Genomic DNA, 18,735 nt, shown 5'->3' on the forward strand with positions numbered 1-18,735 from the left:
TCTGTTTCATCTATTTTGACAACGCTATACTAGGATTACTATTGACCAAAAATTGCTGACTGAAAAACTGACAACTTATTTTCAGGATCAGACAACGGTCAACTTATTTTAGGACGATACAAGATGCGTGGATATTCAATTAAATGGTCGTTATGGTGGACAGGCCCAGCTCATGATGGACAAGTCCGATAGAATCCGAATAATGTCCATAATACTTGTCTAAGATTGTATGTCTATTATTTTTGTATAAGTGGCGTTATGATGGACTTGCTAGTATGAAAGACTCAACTATTTCAATATTAAGGGAACAGGCTCTAGTTATTGAAATTAATATTAAGTGTGCGCTAATAAGCTTAATGTCACTAGAGGAGTCAGCACACGAATTGGAAATAGCGGGTTTAAGTAACCCACTAAAGCGTTACCAATCTGCTATCAAGCGCCAAAACAAGATTATTGATCGCTTAGCCAACTCGCGTAAGCGAACACTCCAATTAATTAACCTTCTTCAAACAGACAATAGCCAATGAAGATAGGCTACGCTAGGGTTTCTACGCTCGACCAGAGTTTGGACATGCAGTTAAATGCATTACAAGCCATAGGTTGTGAGCGCATCTTTCAGGATAAAATGAATGGAGCCAGTACAGATCGCCCCCAGCTCCAGCTAATGGTCGATCAGCTCCGGGCTGGTGATGAGGTGGTAGTCTGGAAGCTCGACCGACTGGGCAGATCCTTGCCGAACTTAATCGAGCTGGTTAATTCTTTCTCGGATAAGGGTGTGGGTTTCTCTAGTCTGAGTGATAAAATCGATACCAGCACGCCTTCTGGTAAATTAGTCTTTCATATTTTTTGTAGCCTAGCCGAGTATGAACGCTCACTAATTAGGGAGCGTACGATGGCAGGTTTGGCCGCAGCTAAACTCAAAGGCAAGACTGGTGGTAAGCCAAAGGGATTGAGCGAGGAGGCCAAAAATACTGCGCGGGTGGCTGAATCCTTGCACAAAGAGGGCTACGCTATTAAGTTGATTGCAGAGAAATTGAAGCTATCTAGGCAAACAGTTTATAAATATTTAGAATACAGAAAAATAAACTTCAAATAAATAATGAAAGTAGAATATTTAATTGTTTCTCCGCAAGACGGCAACTTCTGCAATAGCGAATATACATTCAATAACCTGATTCAAACCAGTGATGAAATAACTATTACTGGATCAAAATTAGTTTTTGGCAATTCCGAAGATAGCTTAGAATTAAATTATATAATAGAAACGGAAATTATTAAAGATAAGAGTCAGCGATACTTTCATGTAACATTTGATTTGAGTAATGAAAAAAAGATTGAATTATTTACAACTTTTCTTAGATCGTTCAGAAAAGCCGTTGAAAAGTTGCACGATAAAGTAATGATTAGCGCTTTGCGAGATGAAATTTCTGTTCACTATATCACAGAAGCTTATCCTTTAATAAATAGTATCGAAAACTTAATGAGGTATGTTATATTAAAGTTTATGCTCATTAACGTAGGCATGGAATGGACTAAAGTTGCTATGCCATCTGGACTAAGAGATAAATTTGACAACAAAAGCACCAGGAATAATTCAGAAAATAAGCTGGAGAATTATTTATACAATGCTGATTTTTCTCAATTGTCAGAATTTCTCTTTTCGAGTTATCGTGAAATGGAGATAAGTCAATTAGACAACATTCTAAACTCAAAAGATTCAACAAGCTTAACTATAGACGAGATAAAGAAAAAGATTCTCCCTAAATCTAATTGGGACAGATATTTTTCTGAATTGATAAATTACAATAGTAAAAAGTTAGCAGAGCAATGGGAACAGCTTAATCTTTTAAGAATAAAGGTTGCCCATAACAAAGATTTTACGAAATCTGACCTAGATAAAGTCAAATCTCTTACTGAAGAAGTGAAAGAAAAACTTGATGAGGCTATTAATAGTCTGTCAAAAATAAAATTAGATGAGCATCAGAAGCAAGTTATAATAAATAACTCCCTTGTTGCTTCATCTCAAAGTAGTGACGATAGCAACTTGAAAGCTTTTGGCCTTGAATGGTATCTTAACACGTATAGAGATTACATTAGTCATGCTGGACCATTAGCCGATGGGTTCGATCCAGAGCTTAATTATCTAATTGGATTCAAAGTAAAAGCCGATGTATGCTTAGCTATTATTTGTTTAGGCGAACATCATTTAGATGGTTTAAGCAAAAAAATTTCTGCCAATTATACATTAGATAATATACTAAATACGTTGCGTTTAAAAGTTATAAGATTAGCTTTGAATGCTGATAGTTATTTTGAAAGCCATATTTTACTTGTTTTCCAATTTAAATCTAATCCCATTTACGACATATACAGTCCAATTTCTTCATTTGAGGAAGGTATGAAGAAATCCTTCCCAAATCTGAGATTATTTACAACTACAACTAACAACAGTGCGGGTATTCCTGATGACGCCTTTATTAAAAATTTAAGTTCCTTTAATGCAGGATATTACAAGGAAGAAGGCTACAATGAAGGCACTCCACTAAGTTGATCCTCATCTAAAAACAGGCCCAGATCCCGCAAGTACTTATCCGTCTGATCGAGACTACTATGTCTACACTGGCGTTGAATAAGTTTTACATCCTTTGTCGCTTTATACAAAGCAATTACCCCCGTATGTTTCCAGCCGTAGAGATCATAAGCTTTATCAGTGAGCTTCAAAAGAGTTAAGATCCGTCGGTGCTGATTATAGAAATATTTCTCATACGCAGGCTTTTCGCCCGGTATTCCTTCAATGGTAAACACGTAATGACTGGCTGGATAGTCTCGCAGCCTATGGTGCTGAATGAGCCGCTCCAGCGGGGGTGGAATCAGTACGTGCATGGTGCGGTTGTTCTTGGCGTTCTCCGAGTCGATCCGAATCGTTTTTTCTAGTATGTCCCCTACCCGCAGCAATCGCAGCTCGCTTTGTGGCCTAGCTAAGGTGTAATGCAGAAAGTTTAGAAATAGCCAGAGCTGATGATCCCCAATCAACTCGCAGGCTCCTTTGATGCGGCTAATCTGATCGGGCGAGAAAGCGGTGTGCTTACCGGGTCGTTCGGGTAAGGGCTTGATGCCCACAAACGGATTTATGCGGATCTGCTGGCGGTAGAGATAGAAATTAAACAGCGTTTCCAGTACGCCCAGGTGCTTGTTGTAGGACTTGTTTGACAGTCGCAGCTTAGTACTTACGTAATCCATGTAGCCAAACGCCTGTACCGCCGTAAAGCGGTCGAGCCGGATCATGCCCAGATTGTGATCTTTCAAGTAGGTCTGAAACAGCTTCACCGATGAGCGGTAGGTTTTATGCGAATTGGCTTTGAGACTCGTCTTTTTTACGTCCAAGAAATAGATCGTTGCCCTCAGCAGTCCTTGAATCGATTCGTACTTTTCAGGTTCTGGTTCGGCTGGCTCGTCTGAGAGCACATCCGTTACCATGCCCGCCTTGAGCAGCTTATTGACTTCTTTAATAATATCTTTTGCCTCTTTGAGCCTCGCTTCGAGCGTATCGCCTTTTACCTCGACGCGCTTTCTGACCAGCTTTTCTTTGGCTTCCGACCAGGCATAATAGACCACAAACCAGCGTTTGGTAAGGTCATCGCCCGTATCGGCTAAGCGGGCTTTTTTATAGGGGTAGGCGCTTTTTTCGCCCGGTGTTATTTGATTTTTGTTGCCGCGAAACTGCCACATTTTTGACACACGTATTAAGTCACAAAATAACCCCCTGATAAAATACTGATTATCAGGGGGTTATTTCAGTGGAGACGGAGACCTTATTTCAGTAGAAAGTAACTAGTTGAAATTCAATGACTTGAACGATATTTTTACGAAGGTGCCATCTAAAATAGTTAGCTCTATATAAAGCTCTTAATCGTAACCACTTATATATCAGTATATTAATGTGCCACCTATAACCTAATTTGCCTACTAAATTACCGCTATCATACAGTATCATCTATTTGATCTTGCCAAGTACGTCCCTGGGACTTAAGATCACTTTGGTACTCTAGTAGAATATCACTTAGAACAGGATCATCAACAAATATGTCTTTGTCAACCATATGATATACATACGGGTTGCTTAACAGTCCTGCTCGACATATAGAGGTTAGTCCCTCCTTACCCCACTTGTTATAATGCTCGTTTACTCTTATAGGATTCTCATTCTTAGGGTCAACCATGTTAAGTTTTGCCGCTACCTTGAATAGATGTTCTCTAAAGTAGTTCATAAGCAGACGTTCTTGCTTTGTGGTCCGAGCTATTAGTTCATTAATGTGTTTTTCTCTGTAAGAGTTGATTAACTCCTTGTCTGACAACTGCTTATTTAAGCCTTCATTCTGCTTTTCTAACTCAGACAATTTGGTAGTAAGACGTTCTTTATCTGAATCTTTATTCTCTTCTGATTTCCCCCAAGTTAAAAGCTCAACGAGAGTAACTCCAAGTGCTTCTGCAATACTTTCAGCTTGTTCTATAGTCAGCTTTTCACCCCTGTTTTCAAGCCTGTGATAGTTAGTTCTTTCAACCCCTATAATACGAGCTATTTCAGACTGAGTAATACCCTTCTCTGTTCGTATAGCCTTTATGTTATTTGATACATTCATGTCAGTGAATTGATAACAATAGGCAAATAACTACACTATTGATTCAAAATGAGTCATTCATTTTGCCACTTTAATAGTATCAAATTATTGACATTGTTATTTGATTATGTACTTTTGTCAATGATCAAATAACAACAATATGCTTAGTCACTCCAATCCCGCACCGGTGAAGCGTCTTATTGACCGCTTTGAAAATCAAACTTGTCTATGTTTTAAACCTAGGTCGTCATTCTATGAGACGACAGGTATAAACCGTATTCGCTTCGCTCAGCTCTCTAAGGGGCAGAAGAATCCAGAGTCAAATGAGATTAAAGCTTTGGTCCAGTACTTCAACCAATACTTCAGTGTCAAAGCTGAAGACCTGCTATAAAAGCAGAAAGCCCTACCGCATCGAGGCCGTAGGGCTTTACCATTTCATTTCTAATTGTAAATCAAAACATGATGTTTAACAAACAAGTGCAAAAAGCTACCAAGCTCGTTCAACAAGGGGCAAAGGTACAATTCTCTAAGTGTTCAGTGAATTTTTTCGTCCGTAGCCGTAGTAGTACTATTTACTATCGAGTAAAAGTTAACGGGCAGTTTGGTACGGATCGGACAACAGGCATCAAAGCAAAACTGGGTGAGTTCAATACTGAATCCCTTGTAATCAAGAACAATCCATCTGACAGTACTCGACTCAATCAGCTAAAAAACAGCATTTTACGCGTTTTTACAGAGCGTGATTTAACCGGACGTAGCCTTGAACCTGACGTTATTCGTGATATTGCTTTAGGCCTCCGGGGCCATGATTCGACAATACCTTCATTGATTGAAGGAATTGAGCTTTACTTACAACAAAAGGAACTGCTTTTAGGTAACGGCCTGTCTGTGGGGTCTGTGAAACGATACCAAGGTTATCGTAATCTGTTGGTTCGTTTTGTTACAGTCACTTACGGCCCTAAAGCGACATTCGATCAACTCAAACCTGCTCTTGAGCATGATCTTATAAGCTATTTAAAAGGAAATCGGGGGTTTAGCCATAATTACGCCCTAAAGGTCTTCCAATTTCTCAAAACCATCCTTGAATACGCGGTTTCCCATGAATGGGCCGAACGCAATGTGCTACGTACTGCTCGGCTACGGAAGTACTATAAGCCGGTAGAAACTCTAACAATGGACGATCTATCACAACTCAAGGGAATAGGCCTTATCGAGCCTAACGCGGCAATGGTACGGGACGTATTTCTCTTCTGCTGTTACACAGGCATGGCCTATGCCGATGTAGCGGAGTTGAAAGCCCACCATATTGTGACAGTTAATGAGGTCAAGTGCGTACTGAAAGACCGTCAGAAATCCGGTATTCAAGCCTTTACCCCGCTGTTTCCCGAAGCTCTATCAATACTAGACAAGTATGCTACCAATGAGCTGTGTGTGATGAAAGGCGTTCTTCTACCGGTACTCTCTAACCAGAAGATGAACAACTGGCTCAAGGTCATCGGCAATTTAGCAGGCATTAAAAAACCGTTGCACACTCATTTAGCCCGCAAGACTTTCACCATGTACGCCGAAGAGTTAGGCTTTAGCCTGAACGACATGGCGACCATGCTCGGCCACACCCATACGGCCATGACCGAGAAGCACTACTACCAGCGTCGCCGGGAGCCGGTCATCTCCAAGTTTAAGAGCATCTTCGTTAATCCTGATCCCCAACGTCAAGCCAGCTAAGCTATGTCCAACACCGACGACGGGGGCTTGATTCCAGCTAGCGAGCTACCCAACGACTGCGACCTACTCAAGGAGTACATCGCCCGACAGCATGAACTACTCGGCACGCTTTTTCTCCAATACACCCTCGTTCAGGACGACAACGCCGACCTACGCCGGAAGCTCAAGCACTTAGCCACCTTCCGATCTTCCAATTAAACAACAGCCCCCCCACGTCGGCCAAAACGCGGGGGGGCTAAACTCGTTAACATCAGCACTTAATTACCCCACAAAGATAATGATTACCAACGAATTATCCTCATTCTCGGTTCGGCCTGAACCCAAAACTATCCCCTTAACTCAAGCTACTTTGTTAAGCCGTATCCGTGAGAGTCGCATTACTGACCGAACGCCCGTCAAGAAGCTCAAGCCCGTTGTGATGGTCGGCCAGTCCACCTTCGCCCGACGGGGTGATTTTTCAGTGATTACCGGTCAACGCAAGGCCGGCAAAACCACCGTCTTACAATTTGTGGTTGCTACCGCTCTACTGGAAGAGATTCCCCTCGAGCTGGACACCTTGCAAATCCGCGCGGAGTATTGCCGGGGCAACGATGTGGTTTACGTCGATACCGAAGGCAGTAAGGAAGATACCCAAGACTTTATCAAAGGTGTCAAAAGCCTGATTGGGTCCAGTGAACAACCCGCTCATTTGCACACCTACCACTGGCGGGAGTTCACCGCTAAAGAGTGCCGGGAAGGCATGGACATTCTGTTTACCGAGCATCCTAACGCCCACCTGTGGATCATCGACGGCATTGCTGATTTGGTCAACAAGCCCAATGATGAAGAAGAAAGTAACCAGACCGTGCGCTGGATTATGAGCATGGCCGGCAAGCTCGACACCTGCGTCGTTCTGGTCATTCACGAAAACCCCACCAAGGCCGGTCAGGAAGCCAAGTTACGCGGCCACCTAGGTAGTGAACTTGAACGGAAGGCATCGGGAGCCATCGGTATTGAGAAAGACCGCCAGAAAGGCGAGCATTACATTAAAAGCCGGTTCCTGCGCAAGAGTGCCGACTTTGACCCCATCGCCTTCCGGTTTGATCCTCAAACCAACCGGCCCGTGCATCGCATCCTGACGGCCAGCGAACGCGCCCAGCTACAGGACAAGAACCGAATTCGCATTGGTGAACTGATGAACCTGCGAAGCCGCTGTTTTCTTAACACCGCGAGTAAGGCCGAACGGGAGCTAAAAGACAGTATCAAGCTCTACCAGAACGCCACCACCGGCAAGGACGCCGAACGTGCGCTGTGTAATCGCAACCTGGCAGCTTTGTTAAAGTACAACTTGATTCGGGAGGAACAGACCGCCGAGGGCTACGTCTACCACCTGATCGATACCGAGGGGGCAGCAATTGAGTTCAAAATTGGACAATCGAACGAATGAGCGCCCCCCAATATATATACCGAACGAACTATATATATATAAGCCGTTCGCGTTCGCGTTCGTTCGGTTTCGAGCTTGGACAAAACCGCGTTTTAGCCCCTAACAAACCCCTAAAAAAGGCCCGATTTGGTTTTATGGCTCATTCTAGCCCAAACTCAGAATATTATTTGGCGGCTAAAAATGGCCTTTTTAAAACCAGCCCCAAAACCGAACGCGAACGCACGAACGCTATATACCCCCCGTTCGCGTTCGTTCGCCCGTTCGTTCGGTTGTCGGTTTTGACGCCCCAAAGAATGTTTTGTTTGGCCCACCCTCAAACGCGCCGATTATGATCCCTCAATCTGTCATCAATCAGCTCTGTCAAATCCCTATTACAGACTACCTAGCAAGCAAGGGACACCGCCCCGTTCAACAGCAAGGCGGCCAGTGGGTGTACTACTCGCCCCTGCACGAGGAGAAGACCCCCTCTTTTTTCGTGCATCCGGTTAAAAACGTCTGGAATGACTTTGGCGGAGACAACGGAAGTTTGATTCGATTAGTGCGGTTACTGGAAAACTGCGACTTTCTAACAGCCATTCGAACCTTACAGGGCTTTGCAGAAAACCAAACTAGCTTTTCACTTAGCGACTTAATATATGGTAGGTCGCTAAGTAAGAAGCAATCGCTTACCGCCGTCAAACTTCACCAGAACCCGGCGCTGGTCGCTTACACCCAATCGCGCCGGATCAGCTACCCCATTGCCCGTCGTTACCTGCGGGATGTCTATTACCGTTCGGGTGAAAGAGTTTTGTTTGCGGTCGGCTTTGCCAACGATAAGCAGGGCTACGTGCTACGCAATGCGTGGAGCGATCAAGAGGGGCAAGTTCGGCAAACCAAGCGCAATCTAGGCCCATCGGCTTACACCACTGTGGCAGGCCAACGGCCCGATGTGGTCAACGTCTTTGAAGGCGTGTTCGACTTTCTATCCGCACTGGAGTACTACCAGCAAGAGGCCCCCAGTTGCCCCACGATTGTTTTAAACTCCACGACCAACCTCGAAGCGGCTTTACCCCTACTCAAGCAGTACGGACGCATCAATGCCTACTTCGACCATGATCGGGCGGGAGCTGGGGCGTTGGCCGTCCTGCAAGCGAGTGGAAGCGTTGTAACCGACCGATCCGAGATCTACACCGGCTATAATGACTTCAACGACTACTGGCAGAGTCGGCCTCCATAAGTGTTACCGGTAATTACCGGTAACACCATGAACCTTTAAAAAAGAGGGAAGATTGAGCAAAAATAACCCAAAAAAGCCAAAAAACGTTTCCACTCACTTTGAGGCTTAATTGGAACAAGATCAGCCACTTAAAAAGTGAAGTAGGGTGTTTTTTTCCAGTCAGCTCTCGATAGAGGCTACGCCCTTTCCATTTTCGGTAATTACCGCAGCGAATTTCCCGAATATATGAAAGCTAAAAATGGTTTGCGTTTCCTGTTGGCTCAGCAAGCTCAAGCGCAACGAAAACCAACCAAGACCTAAATTTTTTATTCATTCCATAACACGTTTTAATACCATGAGTAAGTCACTCAATTTCCTGATTCTGGCAACGGGCCAACCCACTCACTACCTGCTAGACGCCATTACCAAACAGGGTCACACCTACGAAGTCCACGAACCTAAGGACTTGTACCTCTATATCGACCAGTCCGAGACAGGTAAGGACATGATCTACAATGGAGCAAACCATTTAGAGAAACCTGTTTTGCTCAAGACCCAAAGCTATGATGCTGTCATCAGTGCAATCGGTGCGAACCTCGCTCACGGAGCAAGCATCCTTCGCCATTTGACCGAGAACTTAGGCATCTACTGCGCGCAGACGGCAACTGGACTCGAGACGGCTAGTAACAAGCTCAAGACCACGCAACGGCTCAGCACCAACGGCATCACCGTTCCCCCAACGGTCTACGCCGGAGAGCCTACCCACATTCCCTTCCTGATTGATAAGGTGGGGGGCTTGCCCGCCGTCGCCAAACTACTACAAGGTAGTCAGGGTGTGGGTGTATTTCTGCTCGAGACGCCCCAAGCTACCAACACGGCGTTGGAAAGCATGTATAAGCTCAAAGTGCCGTTGAAGATCCAAGGCTTTGTCAATGGCAAGAACAAAGACATTCGCGCGATTGTGGTTGGCGATAAGGTAGCCGTGGCGATGGAGCGGACAGCCAACCAGGGCAGTTTCCGGGCCAACCTAAGTCAGGGCGGTTCGGGCCGCAAGGTAGAGCTGTCCGACGCCGACAAAAAACTGTGTGTTGAAGCGGCTCGGGCGGTTGATCTGCGTTACGCGGGGGTGGATCTGATGAAAGACGATAAGGGCAAGAGCTACATCATTGAGGTCAATGGCAACCCCGGCACTAAGATTGTGAATATTACCGGCTACAACCATTACTATGATCTAGTCAACTTTGTGGCTGAACGGGTCGGACAAATCAAGGCCAAACGAGCTGAGCCAGAAAAAGGCCCCCGGAAAGAAGCGAGTGCTTCAAGCGGTATGGTTCAAGCGCATAACGTTCATACAAAGGAAAGCCGGTCAATGACTGCTCAGGAGTTTAGTTCCTTGCAGTTCGATGGCTGGACAACCGATCCGAAAGCAGTAGCCAGTAAAACAGCCCCGCCTAAAACGGATAAACTCGTCAAAGTGCATAACATCAACAGCGGCGAAACGGAGATGGTCAGCGAGTACGAATTTTCCCTAAATCAGAGTCGTTACATCCGGCTAAAGGACTAAAGCAATGGAGCCAAACGACTATGAATCCGATGACTTTGAGGATGACTATGAAGACATTGAATCCGGGGATTATGAAGATGCTAAGACAGTTGAGCCACCAGCACCGAATATGCGAAGAATCAAGCTGACAGACTTACCCAATGATCTACGGTTTATCAACGTCATTCACAAGGAAACAAAAGAAACCCGTAGGATGACCCCCAATCAGTTTGAAGATGCAAAAGAATATGGTTGGATGATTGATAAGACCATACATAACTAAAAGCGCCCGGAGGATAAAATACCTCCGGGCGCTTTTAGTTAATTTTAAGTTAATTCAAATTTACCTAGCCTTAACAGACATAAAAATATTAGAATTGCATTTAGCTTATTTGAAAATCTTTTATTGAATATGAATAGACTAATCTATTCATTCACTTTTATATATTGGTTTTTAGCTGTTTCTACATATTCAACTAAAGGACTGGATATATCCTTTATCATTACAACATTACGATTCATTTCTGCTCGACATGAATCGGCAAAGGATACTACATTATTCATATGTATAAAATAGTCACCATATTCTTTATCAGCATATATAGCGGACAATCTTGTTTGCCTAGCTGTAATACTCTTTGCATTGTCTAATGCAACTGCTATTGGTAGAATATAAAGTGAATCCGATTTATATAATAACTCGTTTATTTTGTGGCTGTTTTTATAATTGAAGTAGTTATTTTGAATAACTGCAATACGATTACTTATCCTCTTATCCTCTCCGTTATTCAGAGAACCTAATTCTATAAGCTCCTGAACCTCTAATACTAAATTATTAAGATTATCTATATATTTAGCTTTACGTTCAATTAACTTATGATATTCGTCTATATATGCATCTGCGCCTCTTTTATATGTAAAGCTTAAACTATTGAGCAACTTAAATATTTCAGCAACATCTATAGAATGAAGCTGACGAACAGATGATAAAAAGTAGTCTTCTTGATTGATCTTTTCCGATATGGAAACCAAGCTATGATCAGTATATTGTATAGGTTCCTGTATTTCAAAGGGGTTATCTTTTTGGTGTTTACGGATATTTTCATAATTCTGATTAAATCTTAATACAATCTTATAAGAATCACTCATCAGAAAATCTAAGTACACAAGTTTATTTTCCTCTGTCTGCCGCTCTTTCTCGCTATCCTTATATTTCTCGATATAATACTGAATGATAAAACCGGAGAATGTCACAATTGCTCCAATTAAGGCAGCTTTTATATTTATATCTATATTCTCCAAAAAAGGTATTCTTCTTTCTTTATCAATATCCGAAGTTCTACCTTCTTCTAAAGACTTAGCTTCAATATTCTTACTATCCACGTTTTTAATACTAATTGACCTGTTCGTTTTTCTTCTATTCATAAAATATAGAATTAGCTTACTGATTATCTAAAGTAATTCAAAAACCATCATCATATCTAATATCAATGTTTATTACCTTGACTTGATTTGACTTACAATATCAAAATACTGATCACGATAAGACAGAGGTTCATCGGTCCAATTAAAATGCAATCCAAACTGATCGTCCCACATTCTCAATCCAACACACGCGATTCCCCAAGCAACATGGTCTTTGTTAAGTTCTAATCTTTCTAAAGCATTTGTTAATCTATCTTCAGTGCAAGGATGCCTTGATGCTTGTGAACTTGCCTTAAAAAAAAACATAGAAAGAATACCAAAAATAACACCTAATTCAATAGCCAACTTATGCCCAACATTAGTAGGAGAGTCAGGAGTTGGCATCCCTGCTTTCATCATGTCTATTGCATTATCATCTGCCTCTTGCTCATATAATAAGAAAATTGAATCAGATGTCTCATTATCAATAAAATCTAAATGATGTTTCACATGAACAAACTCATGACATAGGATAAACTTCACAGCTTCAGTATAATATATATTAGTTTGCTCTACATAGTTTCTATCTTCAGCTTGATATACCTCAGGATTAGGTAAGTGTTCTTTATCCCAAGAGCGAAAATCAACAATCAGATATCGTGCGTAGTTAAACATTTCATTGGCTAAATCAATTTTTTCCTGACTTACAGCATAAACTTCGCGACCAGCCGCTTTATTTATCGTAGGATAGTCAACGCACTCTACATAATTTATAAATACTGCATATGTACAACTCCACAGATAAGAAAGAAAAGTTTCGTGTAGCTCTATCCTCCTTGTAGTAGTATTTATTCTAGGAGTTCTTAATTTACCATCACCTATATTTATTGGCTCTTCCCCAAATAGAAGATTTAATTTATTATTAAGCTTCCCATTTAAAACTTGCTCAGCTAAATCTCTATAAAAACTATTATTCGTATTGCGAAACATGAACAGTACCATATGTTGAACCACCCGTATAGGTTGTGTTCCTCTATGAATATCACTTCTATAGTGATTTATAGTTCCATGTGTTTGATTTAGCCAACTCATGTTAATCAAATATATTTTTCTTACTACCGTAAATTATTACCTATTACTTCAGATTTCATATATCTAAAAATAGTTTGAGTCTACATAGAGACTCTATTACTTCTAAATTTCACATATATTTTGTCAATAAAAAGTTCATCTTACATTCATATTTAATTGCTTACTTTATTTAACTAAAATATCATTGAAATTCATTTAATATCTAGTTTCATTCATCTTTTATTAAAGATTTATCGGCGATACTATCTACATATTGAATTATTTTGTTTGCAAAAACTTTTGAATTTTTCTCAATTATATCTTTCCCTATAGCAATTATATTTAACGTATTAGACTCATCTCTAACTATTCTTATAATTAACAGAATACTACGTTCCGACCTATCATCTTTTAACATACTTTTATTAAAAGCGATTGATAGAGTAAAGTACTCTGGAGCTTGTACACCGTACCTAAACTCAGTGATTTTAGAACGATATGGCTTTTGATTTAATTTTTGAGAGAAAACATGAAAGAAGTCATTAGCTAAAGCGACATTATCTCTTGTGTACTCACTAAAGTATCCTTTGTTGAAGTTACTATTTTCCATCTTCCTTACAAGTGCGTTTGGATCAGGATTTTGACTTACATTATCACTAACCGCTGCTACTTGAACTGCTTCAAATTTTTGCACTTCAAAAGTTTTTAAAAATAAATCTGTACTTCCATAGTCACTTGGCGAATAAAGTTTGGGGTGATGCCTTATAACAAGAAAAACAAAACACCCGAGGGTAATGAATGGGAAAACTATTATAAACCATATTATAGGCAATCTCTCAGATGGAGAAGGTAAATTTGATATACTTGTGCTTAGTACAAGAGTTGCAAGTCCATAAATGAGAGATATAAATAACCCGATAATACCTAGGGGATTTTTGGTAAGCCCTTTTGCTGATTGTAAGAATTCCATTTTACGTTTCTTATGGTTAGATAGAAGTAGCAGTCAAGGTTTCTGTTAGCCTAGATGCCTTAATTTTAACAGATGTGAATATTACGTTTGTAGATACCAAAGTCCTTAGAGGCTTTTTTAAAAACATTGAATAGCCTTTCACTACTCATATGTATGGCCTGTCACTATCATAGTGTAACTAGACACAGAAAAGCCTCTAATATCTATTTGATTATCAGAGGCTTTTCTGTTTTTGTGGAGACGGAGAGATTCGAACTCTCGTCCAGTCAAGGAACCCGTCGTGCTTTCTACATGCTTAGGTACCCTTAGGATTGTCGGGAATCGGCCCGGTGTGTACCGAACCAAGCCTCATCCGTATGTGCTTGTTTCTTACTCGGCCGTTAACACCATAAACCGAGCCAGCGCTGCGAGTCGATGCCTCCTGATCCAGCCAGCAGCACGTAGGCCGGGGAGACAATGGCTATTGCTTAATCCTCCGGATTAGGCAGCCATGGCGTAGTTATACTCGCCAGTTATTGTTTTGACGATTTGTTCGGGTCGGGAACTATCGACAACTCCCGGCATGCTTACACGCGACCTCAGCAAGCTGTCAATTCCGGTCGTCCCCAATTGACCCCCAATGCGGGCGTGTAGCTGTATAACGCAACGACGCCTGATTTGGTTCGATCAATGGCCTTTCTTACGCCCTATCCTTTAGCCGAAAATTAATAAACTAATTTGCTTTTAGGCTGTTATGCCGCTACTGGCTACCATTATTTTTTCAGCATGGACACGTACGAATGACTGCCACTCCGTTTGAAACGAACCTGTATCAGCACTTGACCCCGTTTTTTGCGGAGCATGGCTATACGCTGTTGCCCGAAAAGAAACAGTACCGCCGTAACGTAGCAATTGGGTTTTTGAACGTTATTCTGTCCCCCTCGTTTTATGGCGAAGAAACGGTGCTGGACGTGAACTTTGGGTGCCGCAACGACCAGATCGAGCAGATCGCCCAGCAATTTCTGAATACCTCGCCCGATGGTCGTCCCGACGCCAATACGCTGATCAGTTCGATTGGTAAGTTCAACGGCTTTCAGTATTTCCGTTACAAGATTAATTCCGACGAAGAGCTTGCTCATATCTGCGAGCAGATCGAGCAGTTTTTCGATACGCAGGGATTTTCCTTTCTGGAAAGCGCCTGTACCCTTCCCTCCCTTGACCGGCTACTGAACGAACACCCCAATCAGCCCTGCCAGTATGTGTACAATCAGGTACACCGTTGCTACAAGGGGTTGATTGCCGCCCGACTCAATCACAATCCGTACTTCGATGGTCTGATTGACAGCTACCGGCATTTGTTCACCCGGCAGACCCAAAATCCTTACGAGCAGCTGAATTTCGAGCGCCTGATTGCTTACTTGCAGCATTACTCCGCCAATTAGCGAATCGACGGCAAACTCTTGAACAAGTGTGCATCCTACCGCTTCACAAACTGAGCGATGGCCGTTGCCAGACCCGCCGTCAGGGGCAAGGTCGGATCGGTGTACGTCTTAAAATTTTCGGTGGTATCCGTTGGTGCGTTCTTAAGCACGTGGTTCATCTGATCGAACAGCAGCAAACGAGCGTCAGGCCGGGCCGCTTTTAGCGTCTCCGCTTCGCTCGCAGCCACCTGGATATCCTGTTTCCCGTTAATAATCAATACGGGTCCTTTGATCCGTTTTAGTTCGTTGGCCGGATCGTACTTCATCCACGAAATCATGGCAGGCTGCAACAAAGGATGTAAAACCATCAGCGCAACCAGAGCCGGTTTATGAACTGTTTGTCCCGACCGGAGCGAATCCAGATCCTGGTAGACCAGTTGTCGCTGTTCTTCCGGCAAACCCTTAAACTGTACTTTCAACACATCGGCAATATTCCGGCCCGCCCCCGCCAGGGAGATAAAGCCGCTGGCCTTTGTCTCAATAGTCGCTAACATCCCCACCAACGAGCCTTCGCTATGACCAGCAACCATGACTTTCGAAAACCGTTTGTCGGCCTGTAGCTGACGAATAAAGCCGACGGCATCACTGATGTAGTAGTCGAAGCGGTGGTCCTGCGGCTTCAGCACCTTCATAGTCGCAGCGATATTAGCCCCCGAACCCCGTTTATCGTAGCGAGCCACGGCGATTCCCTGACGGACCAAACTATCGGCCAGCATTCGGTACGTACCGGCCTTGAGCGTTCCAAAGGTTGCAATGGGCGCGGGGCTATTGCCATCCCGGTCCGTAGAACCCGACCCCGCAATGATCAGCACGACAGGTACGGGTTTGGTCAGGTTGGCCGGAAGTGTCAACGTTCCGTCGAGGGTTAGGTCAACCTCTGCTGGTACCGTGATCTTGTAATGAATCGGCTCTTCGGACTGCGCAAAGGTTGTTAGCCCGGTAAGTAGGGACAAAAAAGTAGTAATCAGCCGATAACGCATGAGGCTATTTTTTTAATGATGACTAGTTCATACACGCGCTTTTCCACATGGAAAGCACGCATACGGATACAAAACACGATGATACTCACAACTAGGCCGGTCACCACACCTTTCGCCGTTTGGTGACCGACCTTCGCTGGTACTAAGGAAGCGCGAACGCTACGTACTGATTTCCTTTTTTGGCCCCCAGCTTGGCACCACCACAGGCAATGACAACGTATTGCTTGCCATTTACCTGATAGGTTGCGGGCGTGGCAAATCCGGCAGCGGGCAAATCGGTTTCCCAAAGTAGCTTACCCGTTTTCTTGTCAAACGCCCGGAATTTTTCGTCTTTCGTCGCGGCAATAAATAACAAGCCACTGGCCGTTATGACCGGGCCACCGTAGTTCTCCGTACCCGTATTTCGAATGCCTTTTGCCTTCAATGCTTTATCTTCACCCAAGGGTATCTTCCACAGGTATTCGCCCGTATTCAGGTTTATCGCGTTGAGCGTACCCCAGGGTGGCGCAATGGCCGGATAGCCCCGACTGTCCTGAAACTTGTTGTATCCGGTTACTTTATACGGCAGGTAAGGCTCCTTTATTTTCGCCATGGTAGCGGCACTACCCACTTCCTGTTTTTCTTCTCCGAACAGAAACGCGATCAGCGCCTGTTTATCGTCGGCTGACAAAGCGGTAAAACCAGGCATCATTCCTTTCCCGTTGCTGACAATCTGCATCACATACGGCCGGTCGCGTCGCTGTCCAATATCCACCAGCGATGGATAGCCACTTCGCGCATTGCCTTTGCGTTCGGGACCGTGACAGCTAATGCAATTTTGGGTGTAAACGCGCTGTCCGGGGCTGAGATGCGCCAACTCATCCGCTTTCGGCGCGTCGATCATCTTGAAAATCCACGGAACATCATTGGCATTCACGTACAGAATACCGTCGGGGTCAGCAGCAGCGCCCCCCCACTCAGCTCCGCCATCGGTGCCGGGAAACATCAGACTGCCCTGTTTGCTGATCGGCTCGTAGAACCGCTTACCAACCGACCGAAGAACGGCTTTCAGCGAATCGCGATCACCCGAATGCGGGTTGATGTCGGCCTCGGTCATGCTCTGCCGCGCAAACGGCGCTGGCTTCTGCGGAACCGGTTGCGTGGGCCAGGTCATTTCACCGGGAATATCGGACTTCGGAACGGGTACCTCTTTGATTGGGAAGAGTGGTTTTCCCGTCACGCGGTCAAACACAAAAACGAAACCCGATTTGGTAACCTGCGCCACAGCGTCGATTTTTTTACCGTTCTGGGTTACGGTCACCAGATTGGGCGGAGCCGGAAAATCACGGTCCCAAAGGTCATGGTGCACTGCCTGAAAATGCCAGAGTCGCTTACCGGTTTTGGCGTCGAGGGCTAACAGGCAGTTGGCAAAGAGGTTCTGACCATGCCGGTTACCCCCGTAAAAATCGTAGGAAGGCGATCCGGTCGGTACATAGATAATTCCCCGGCGACGATCGACGGCCATGCCCGACCAGTTGTTGGCCGCGCCAATATCGGGGTTTCGGTACGCTTCCTTCGGCCAGGTGTTATAGCCGTATTCGTTGGGGTACGGAATCGTACGGAATGTCCAGGCCAGCTTGCCCGTACGCACATTGAACGCCCGAATGTAGCCCGGCGCTCCACCAACTTCTTCCGCCACCCGAACGGGCATCACGATCAAGTCGCCGAAAATGGTACCGGGTGTATTGGAGATGATAAATTTGTCTTTGGCCGCCTGCCCTAACCCATCGTGAAGGTCGGCATGACCGTTTTCGCCAAAGCTGGGGATTGGCTTACCCGTTCGGACATCCAGGGCGTACAGCAACGGCCCGACCGTATAAAGAATTCGTTTGTCTGGCTCACCGGGACCTTCGGACTGCCAGTACGTCACCCCGCGACACGTGCTGTACCACGCCTTGAGCGGATCGCCGGCGGTCCAGATCTCTTTGCCGGTTTTAGCGTCGAGCGCAAAGACTTTCACGGTAGGCGACACACCGTACAATACGCCGTCAACAATAATCGGATTCGTTTGAATCTGTCCACTGTCGGGCGTGGCGTAGGTCCAGGCTACTTTTAAATTGGTAACGTTATCAGGCGTGATCTGGCTTAAGGCTGAGTAATGATTTCGGTCGAGACCGCCCAGGTATTCGCTCCAGTTTGTGTTGTCGTTGGGTTTATCGTCGGTTAGGTTCTGCGTAAAATGAGACCAGCCGAACGTAAGCGCGGCCAGCGCTCCAAGGGGCAAAAGCAGTCGTTTCATTTGAGCTTAGGAGTAGTTAGACAAATCTACGCGAAAACTCAAACTTACCACATACGATCAAACC

16 protein-coding genes and 1 other RNA gene are annotated in these 18,735 nt (G+C 44.3%); 9 read left to right on the plus strand and 8 right to left on the minus strand.

Features of this window, described 5'->3' with window-relative positions; genetic code table 11:
• Nucleotides 1–523: 523 nt before the first annotated feature.
• Entirely contained in the window at nt 524–1,096 is a 573-nt protein-coding gene (locus M0L20_RS28830) for a recombinase family protein (protein WP_248480711.1), read from the plus strand.
• A 3-nt stretch (nt 1,097–1,099) separates the two neighbouring features.
• Nucleotides 1,100–2,551 (plus strand): HEPN domain-containing protein, encoded by a 1,452-nt coding sequence (locus M0L20_RS28835; RefSeq protein ID WP_248480712.1) that lies wholly within the window; start codon nt 1,100–1,102, stop codon nt 2,549–2,551.
• Here M0L20_RS28835 and M0L20_RS28840 read toward each other — a convergent pair.
• Nucleotides 2,524–3,729, minus strand: a complete 1,206-nt coding sequence (locus M0L20_RS28840) for a tyrosine-type recombinase/integrase (protein ID WP_248480713.1) — start codon at nt 3,727–3,729, stop codon at nt 2,524–2,526. The genes M0L20_RS28835 and M0L20_RS28840 overlap by 28 nt on opposite strands.
• A gap of 251 nt (nt 3,730–3,980) precedes the next feature.
• Entirely contained in the window at nt 3,981–4,640 is a 660-nt protein-coding gene (locus M0L20_RS28845; protein WP_248480714.1) for a helix-turn-helix domain-containing protein, read from the minus strand.
• Between the two features lie 438 nt (nt 4,641–5,078).
• On the opposite strand from M0L20_RS28845, the gene M0L20_RS28850 reads away from it, so the two are divergent.
• From M0L20_RS28850 to M0L20_RS28875, 6 genes are all read left to right on the plus strand, one after another.
• Entirely contained in the window at nt 5,079–6,344 is a 1,266-nt protein-coding gene (locus M0L20_RS28850) for a site-specific integrase (RefSeq protein WP_248480715.1), read from the plus strand.
• A gap of 3 nt (nt 6,345–6,347) precedes the next feature.
• The gene (locus tag M0L20_RS28855; protein WP_248480716.1) at nt 6,348–6,542 is read left to right on the plus strand and encodes a hypothetical protein; all 195 of its coding nucleotides are present in this window, start codon (nt 6,348–6,350) and stop codon (nt 6,540–6,542) included.
• A 79-nt stretch (nt 6,543–6,621) separates the two neighbouring features.
• Complete coding sequence (locus M0L20_RS28860) at nt 6,622–7,770, plus strand: AAA family ATPase (protein WP_248480717.1); 1,149 nt, start codon at nt 6,622–6,624, stop codon at nt 7,768–7,770.
• A gap of 328 nt (nt 7,771–8,098) precedes the next feature.
• Nucleotides 8,099–8,986 (plus strand): DUF8464 domain-containing protein, encoded by an 888-nt coding sequence (locus tag M0L20_RS28865; protein ID WP_248480718.1) that lies wholly within the window; start codon nt 8,099–8,101, stop codon nt 8,984–8,986.
• Between the two features lie 334 nt (nt 8,987–9,320).
• A complete protein-coding gene (locus M0L20_RS28870; protein ID WP_248480719.1) occupies nt 9,321–10,529 on the plus strand; it encodes an ATP-grasp domain-containing protein in 1,209 nt (402 codons plus the stop codon).
• 4 nt (nt 10,530–10,533) lie between these two features.
• Complete coding sequence (locus M0L20_RS28875) at nt 10,534–10,791, plus strand: hypothetical protein (RefSeq protein ID WP_248480721.1); 258 nt, start codon at nt 10,534–10,536, stop codon at nt 10,789–10,791.
• A gap of 143 nt (nt 10,792–10,934) precedes the next feature.
• On the opposite strand, the gene M0L20_RS28880 is transcribed toward M0L20_RS28875, so the two are convergent.
• From M0L20_RS28880 to ssrA, 4 genes are all read right to left on the minus strand, one after another.
• Nucleotides 10,935–11,933: a protein kinase family protein gene (locus M0L20_RS28880; RefSeq protein ID WP_248480722.1), complete on the minus strand. Its 999-nt coding sequence runs from the start codon at nt 11,931–11,933 to the stop codon at nt 10,935–10,937.
• A gap of 72 nt (nt 11,934–12,005) precedes the next feature.
• Nucleotides 12,006–12,902, minus strand: a complete 897-nt coding sequence (locus M0L20_RS28885) for a phage exclusion protein Lit family protein (RefSeq protein ID WP_248480723.1) — start codon at nt 12,900–12,902, stop codon at nt 12,006–12,008.
• A gap of 310 nt (nt 12,903–13,212) precedes the next feature.
• The gene (locus tag M0L20_RS28890) at nt 13,213–13,953 is read right to left on the minus strand and encodes a hypothetical protein (RefSeq protein WP_248480725.1); all 741 of its coding nucleotides are present in this window, start codon (nt 13,951–13,953) and stop codon (nt 13,213–13,215) included.
• Between the two features lie 232 nt (nt 13,954–14,185).
• Nucleotides 14,186–14,560: a transfer-messenger RNA gene (ssrA, locus tag M0L20_RS28895) on the minus strand.
• Nucleotides 14,561–14,732: 172 nt separating this feature from the next.
• On the opposite strand from ssrA, the gene M0L20_RS28900 reads away from it, so the two are divergent.
• Entirely contained in the window at nt 14,733–15,374 is a 642-nt protein-coding gene (locus tag M0L20_RS28900) for a hypothetical protein (protein ID WP_248480726.1), read from the plus strand.
• Nucleotides 15,375–15,409: 35 nt separating this feature from the next.
• Here the strand turns inward: M0L20_RS28900 and M0L20_RS28905 are convergent, their stop codons facing one another.
• Together M0L20_RS28905 and M0L20_RS28910 are read right to left on the minus strand one after the other, a co-directional pair.
• Complete coding sequence (locus M0L20_RS28905) at nt 15,410–16,393, minus strand: alpha/beta hydrolase (protein WP_248480727.1); 984 nt, start codon at nt 16,391–16,393, stop codon at nt 15,410–15,412.
• Between the two features lie 142 nt (nt 16,394–16,535).
• Entirely contained in the window at nt 16,536–18,671 is a 2,136-nt protein-coding gene (locus M0L20_RS28910; RefSeq protein WP_248480729.1) for an outer membrane protein assembly factor BamB family protein, read from the minus strand.
• Between the last annotated feature and the right edge of the window lie 64 nt (nt 18,672–18,735).

The sequence above is a fragment of the Spirosoma liriopis genome (assembly GCF_023196085.1).
Taxonomy (GTDB): domain Bacteria; phylum Bacteroidota; class Bacteroidia; order Cytophagales; family Spirosomataceae; genus Spirosoma; species Spirosoma oryzicola.

Coding starts and splice junctions, on each gene's coding strand:
- M0L20_RS28885 (WP_248480723.1), bottom strand. CDS start 12,902: ATGTTTCGCAATACGAATAATAGTTTTTATAGAGATTTAGCTGAGCAA.
- M0L20_RS28850 (WP_248480715.1), top strand. CDS start 5,079: ATGATGTTTAACAAACAAGTGCAAAAAGCTACCAAGCTCGTTCAACAA.
- M0L20_RS28830 (WP_248480711.1), top strand. CDS start 524: ATGAAGATAGGCTACGCTAGGGTTTCTACGCTCGACCAGAGTTTGGAC.
- M0L20_RS28840 (WP_248480713.1), bottom strand. CDS start 3,729: ATGTGGCAGTTTCGCGGCAACAAAAATCAAATAACACCGGGCGAAAAA.
- M0L20_RS28860 (WP_248480717.1), top strand. CDS start 6,622: ATGATTACCAACGAATTATCCTCATTCTCGGTTCGGCCTGAACCCAAA.
- M0L20_RS28845 (WP_248480714.1), bottom strand. CDS start 4,640: ATGAATGTATCAAATAACATAAAGGCTATACGAACAGAGAAGGGTATT.
- M0L20_RS28865 (WP_248480718.1), top strand. CDS start 8,099: ATGATCCCTCAATCTGTCATCAATCAGCTCTGTCAAATCCCTATTACA.
- M0L20_RS28900 (WP_248480726.1), top strand. CDS start 14,733: ATGACTGCCACTCCGTTTGAAACGAACCTGTATCAGCACTTGACCCCG.
- M0L20_RS28855 (WP_248480716.1), top strand. CDS start 6,348: ATGTCCAACACCGACGACGGGGGCTTGATTCCAGCTAGCGAGCTACCC.
- M0L20_RS28875 (WP_248480721.1), top strand. CDS start 10,534: ATGGAGCCAAACGACTATGAATCCGATGACTTTGAGGATGACTATGAA.
- M0L20_RS28890 (WP_248480725.1), bottom strand. CDS start 13,953: ATGGAATTCTTACAATCAGCAAAAGGGCTTACCAAAAATCCCCTAGGT.
- M0L20_RS28910 (WP_248480729.1), bottom strand. CDS start 18,671: ATGAAACGACTGCTTTTGCCCCTTGGAGCGCTGGCCGCGCTTACGTTC.
- M0L20_RS28905 (WP_248480727.1), bottom strand. CDS start 16,393: ATGCGTTATCGGCTGATTACTACTTTTTTGTCCCTACTTACCGGGCTA.
- M0L20_RS28870 (WP_248480719.1), top strand. CDS start 9,321: ATGAGTAAGTCACTCAATTTCCTGATTCTGGCAACGGGCCAACCCACT.
- M0L20_RS28880 (WP_248480722.1), bottom strand. CDS start 11,933: ATGAATAGAAGAAAAACGAACAGGTCAATTAGTATTAAAAACGTGGAT.
- M0L20_RS28835 (WP_248480712.1), top strand. CDS start 1,100: ATGAAAGTAGAATATTTAATTGTTTCTCCGCAAGACGGCAACTTCTGC.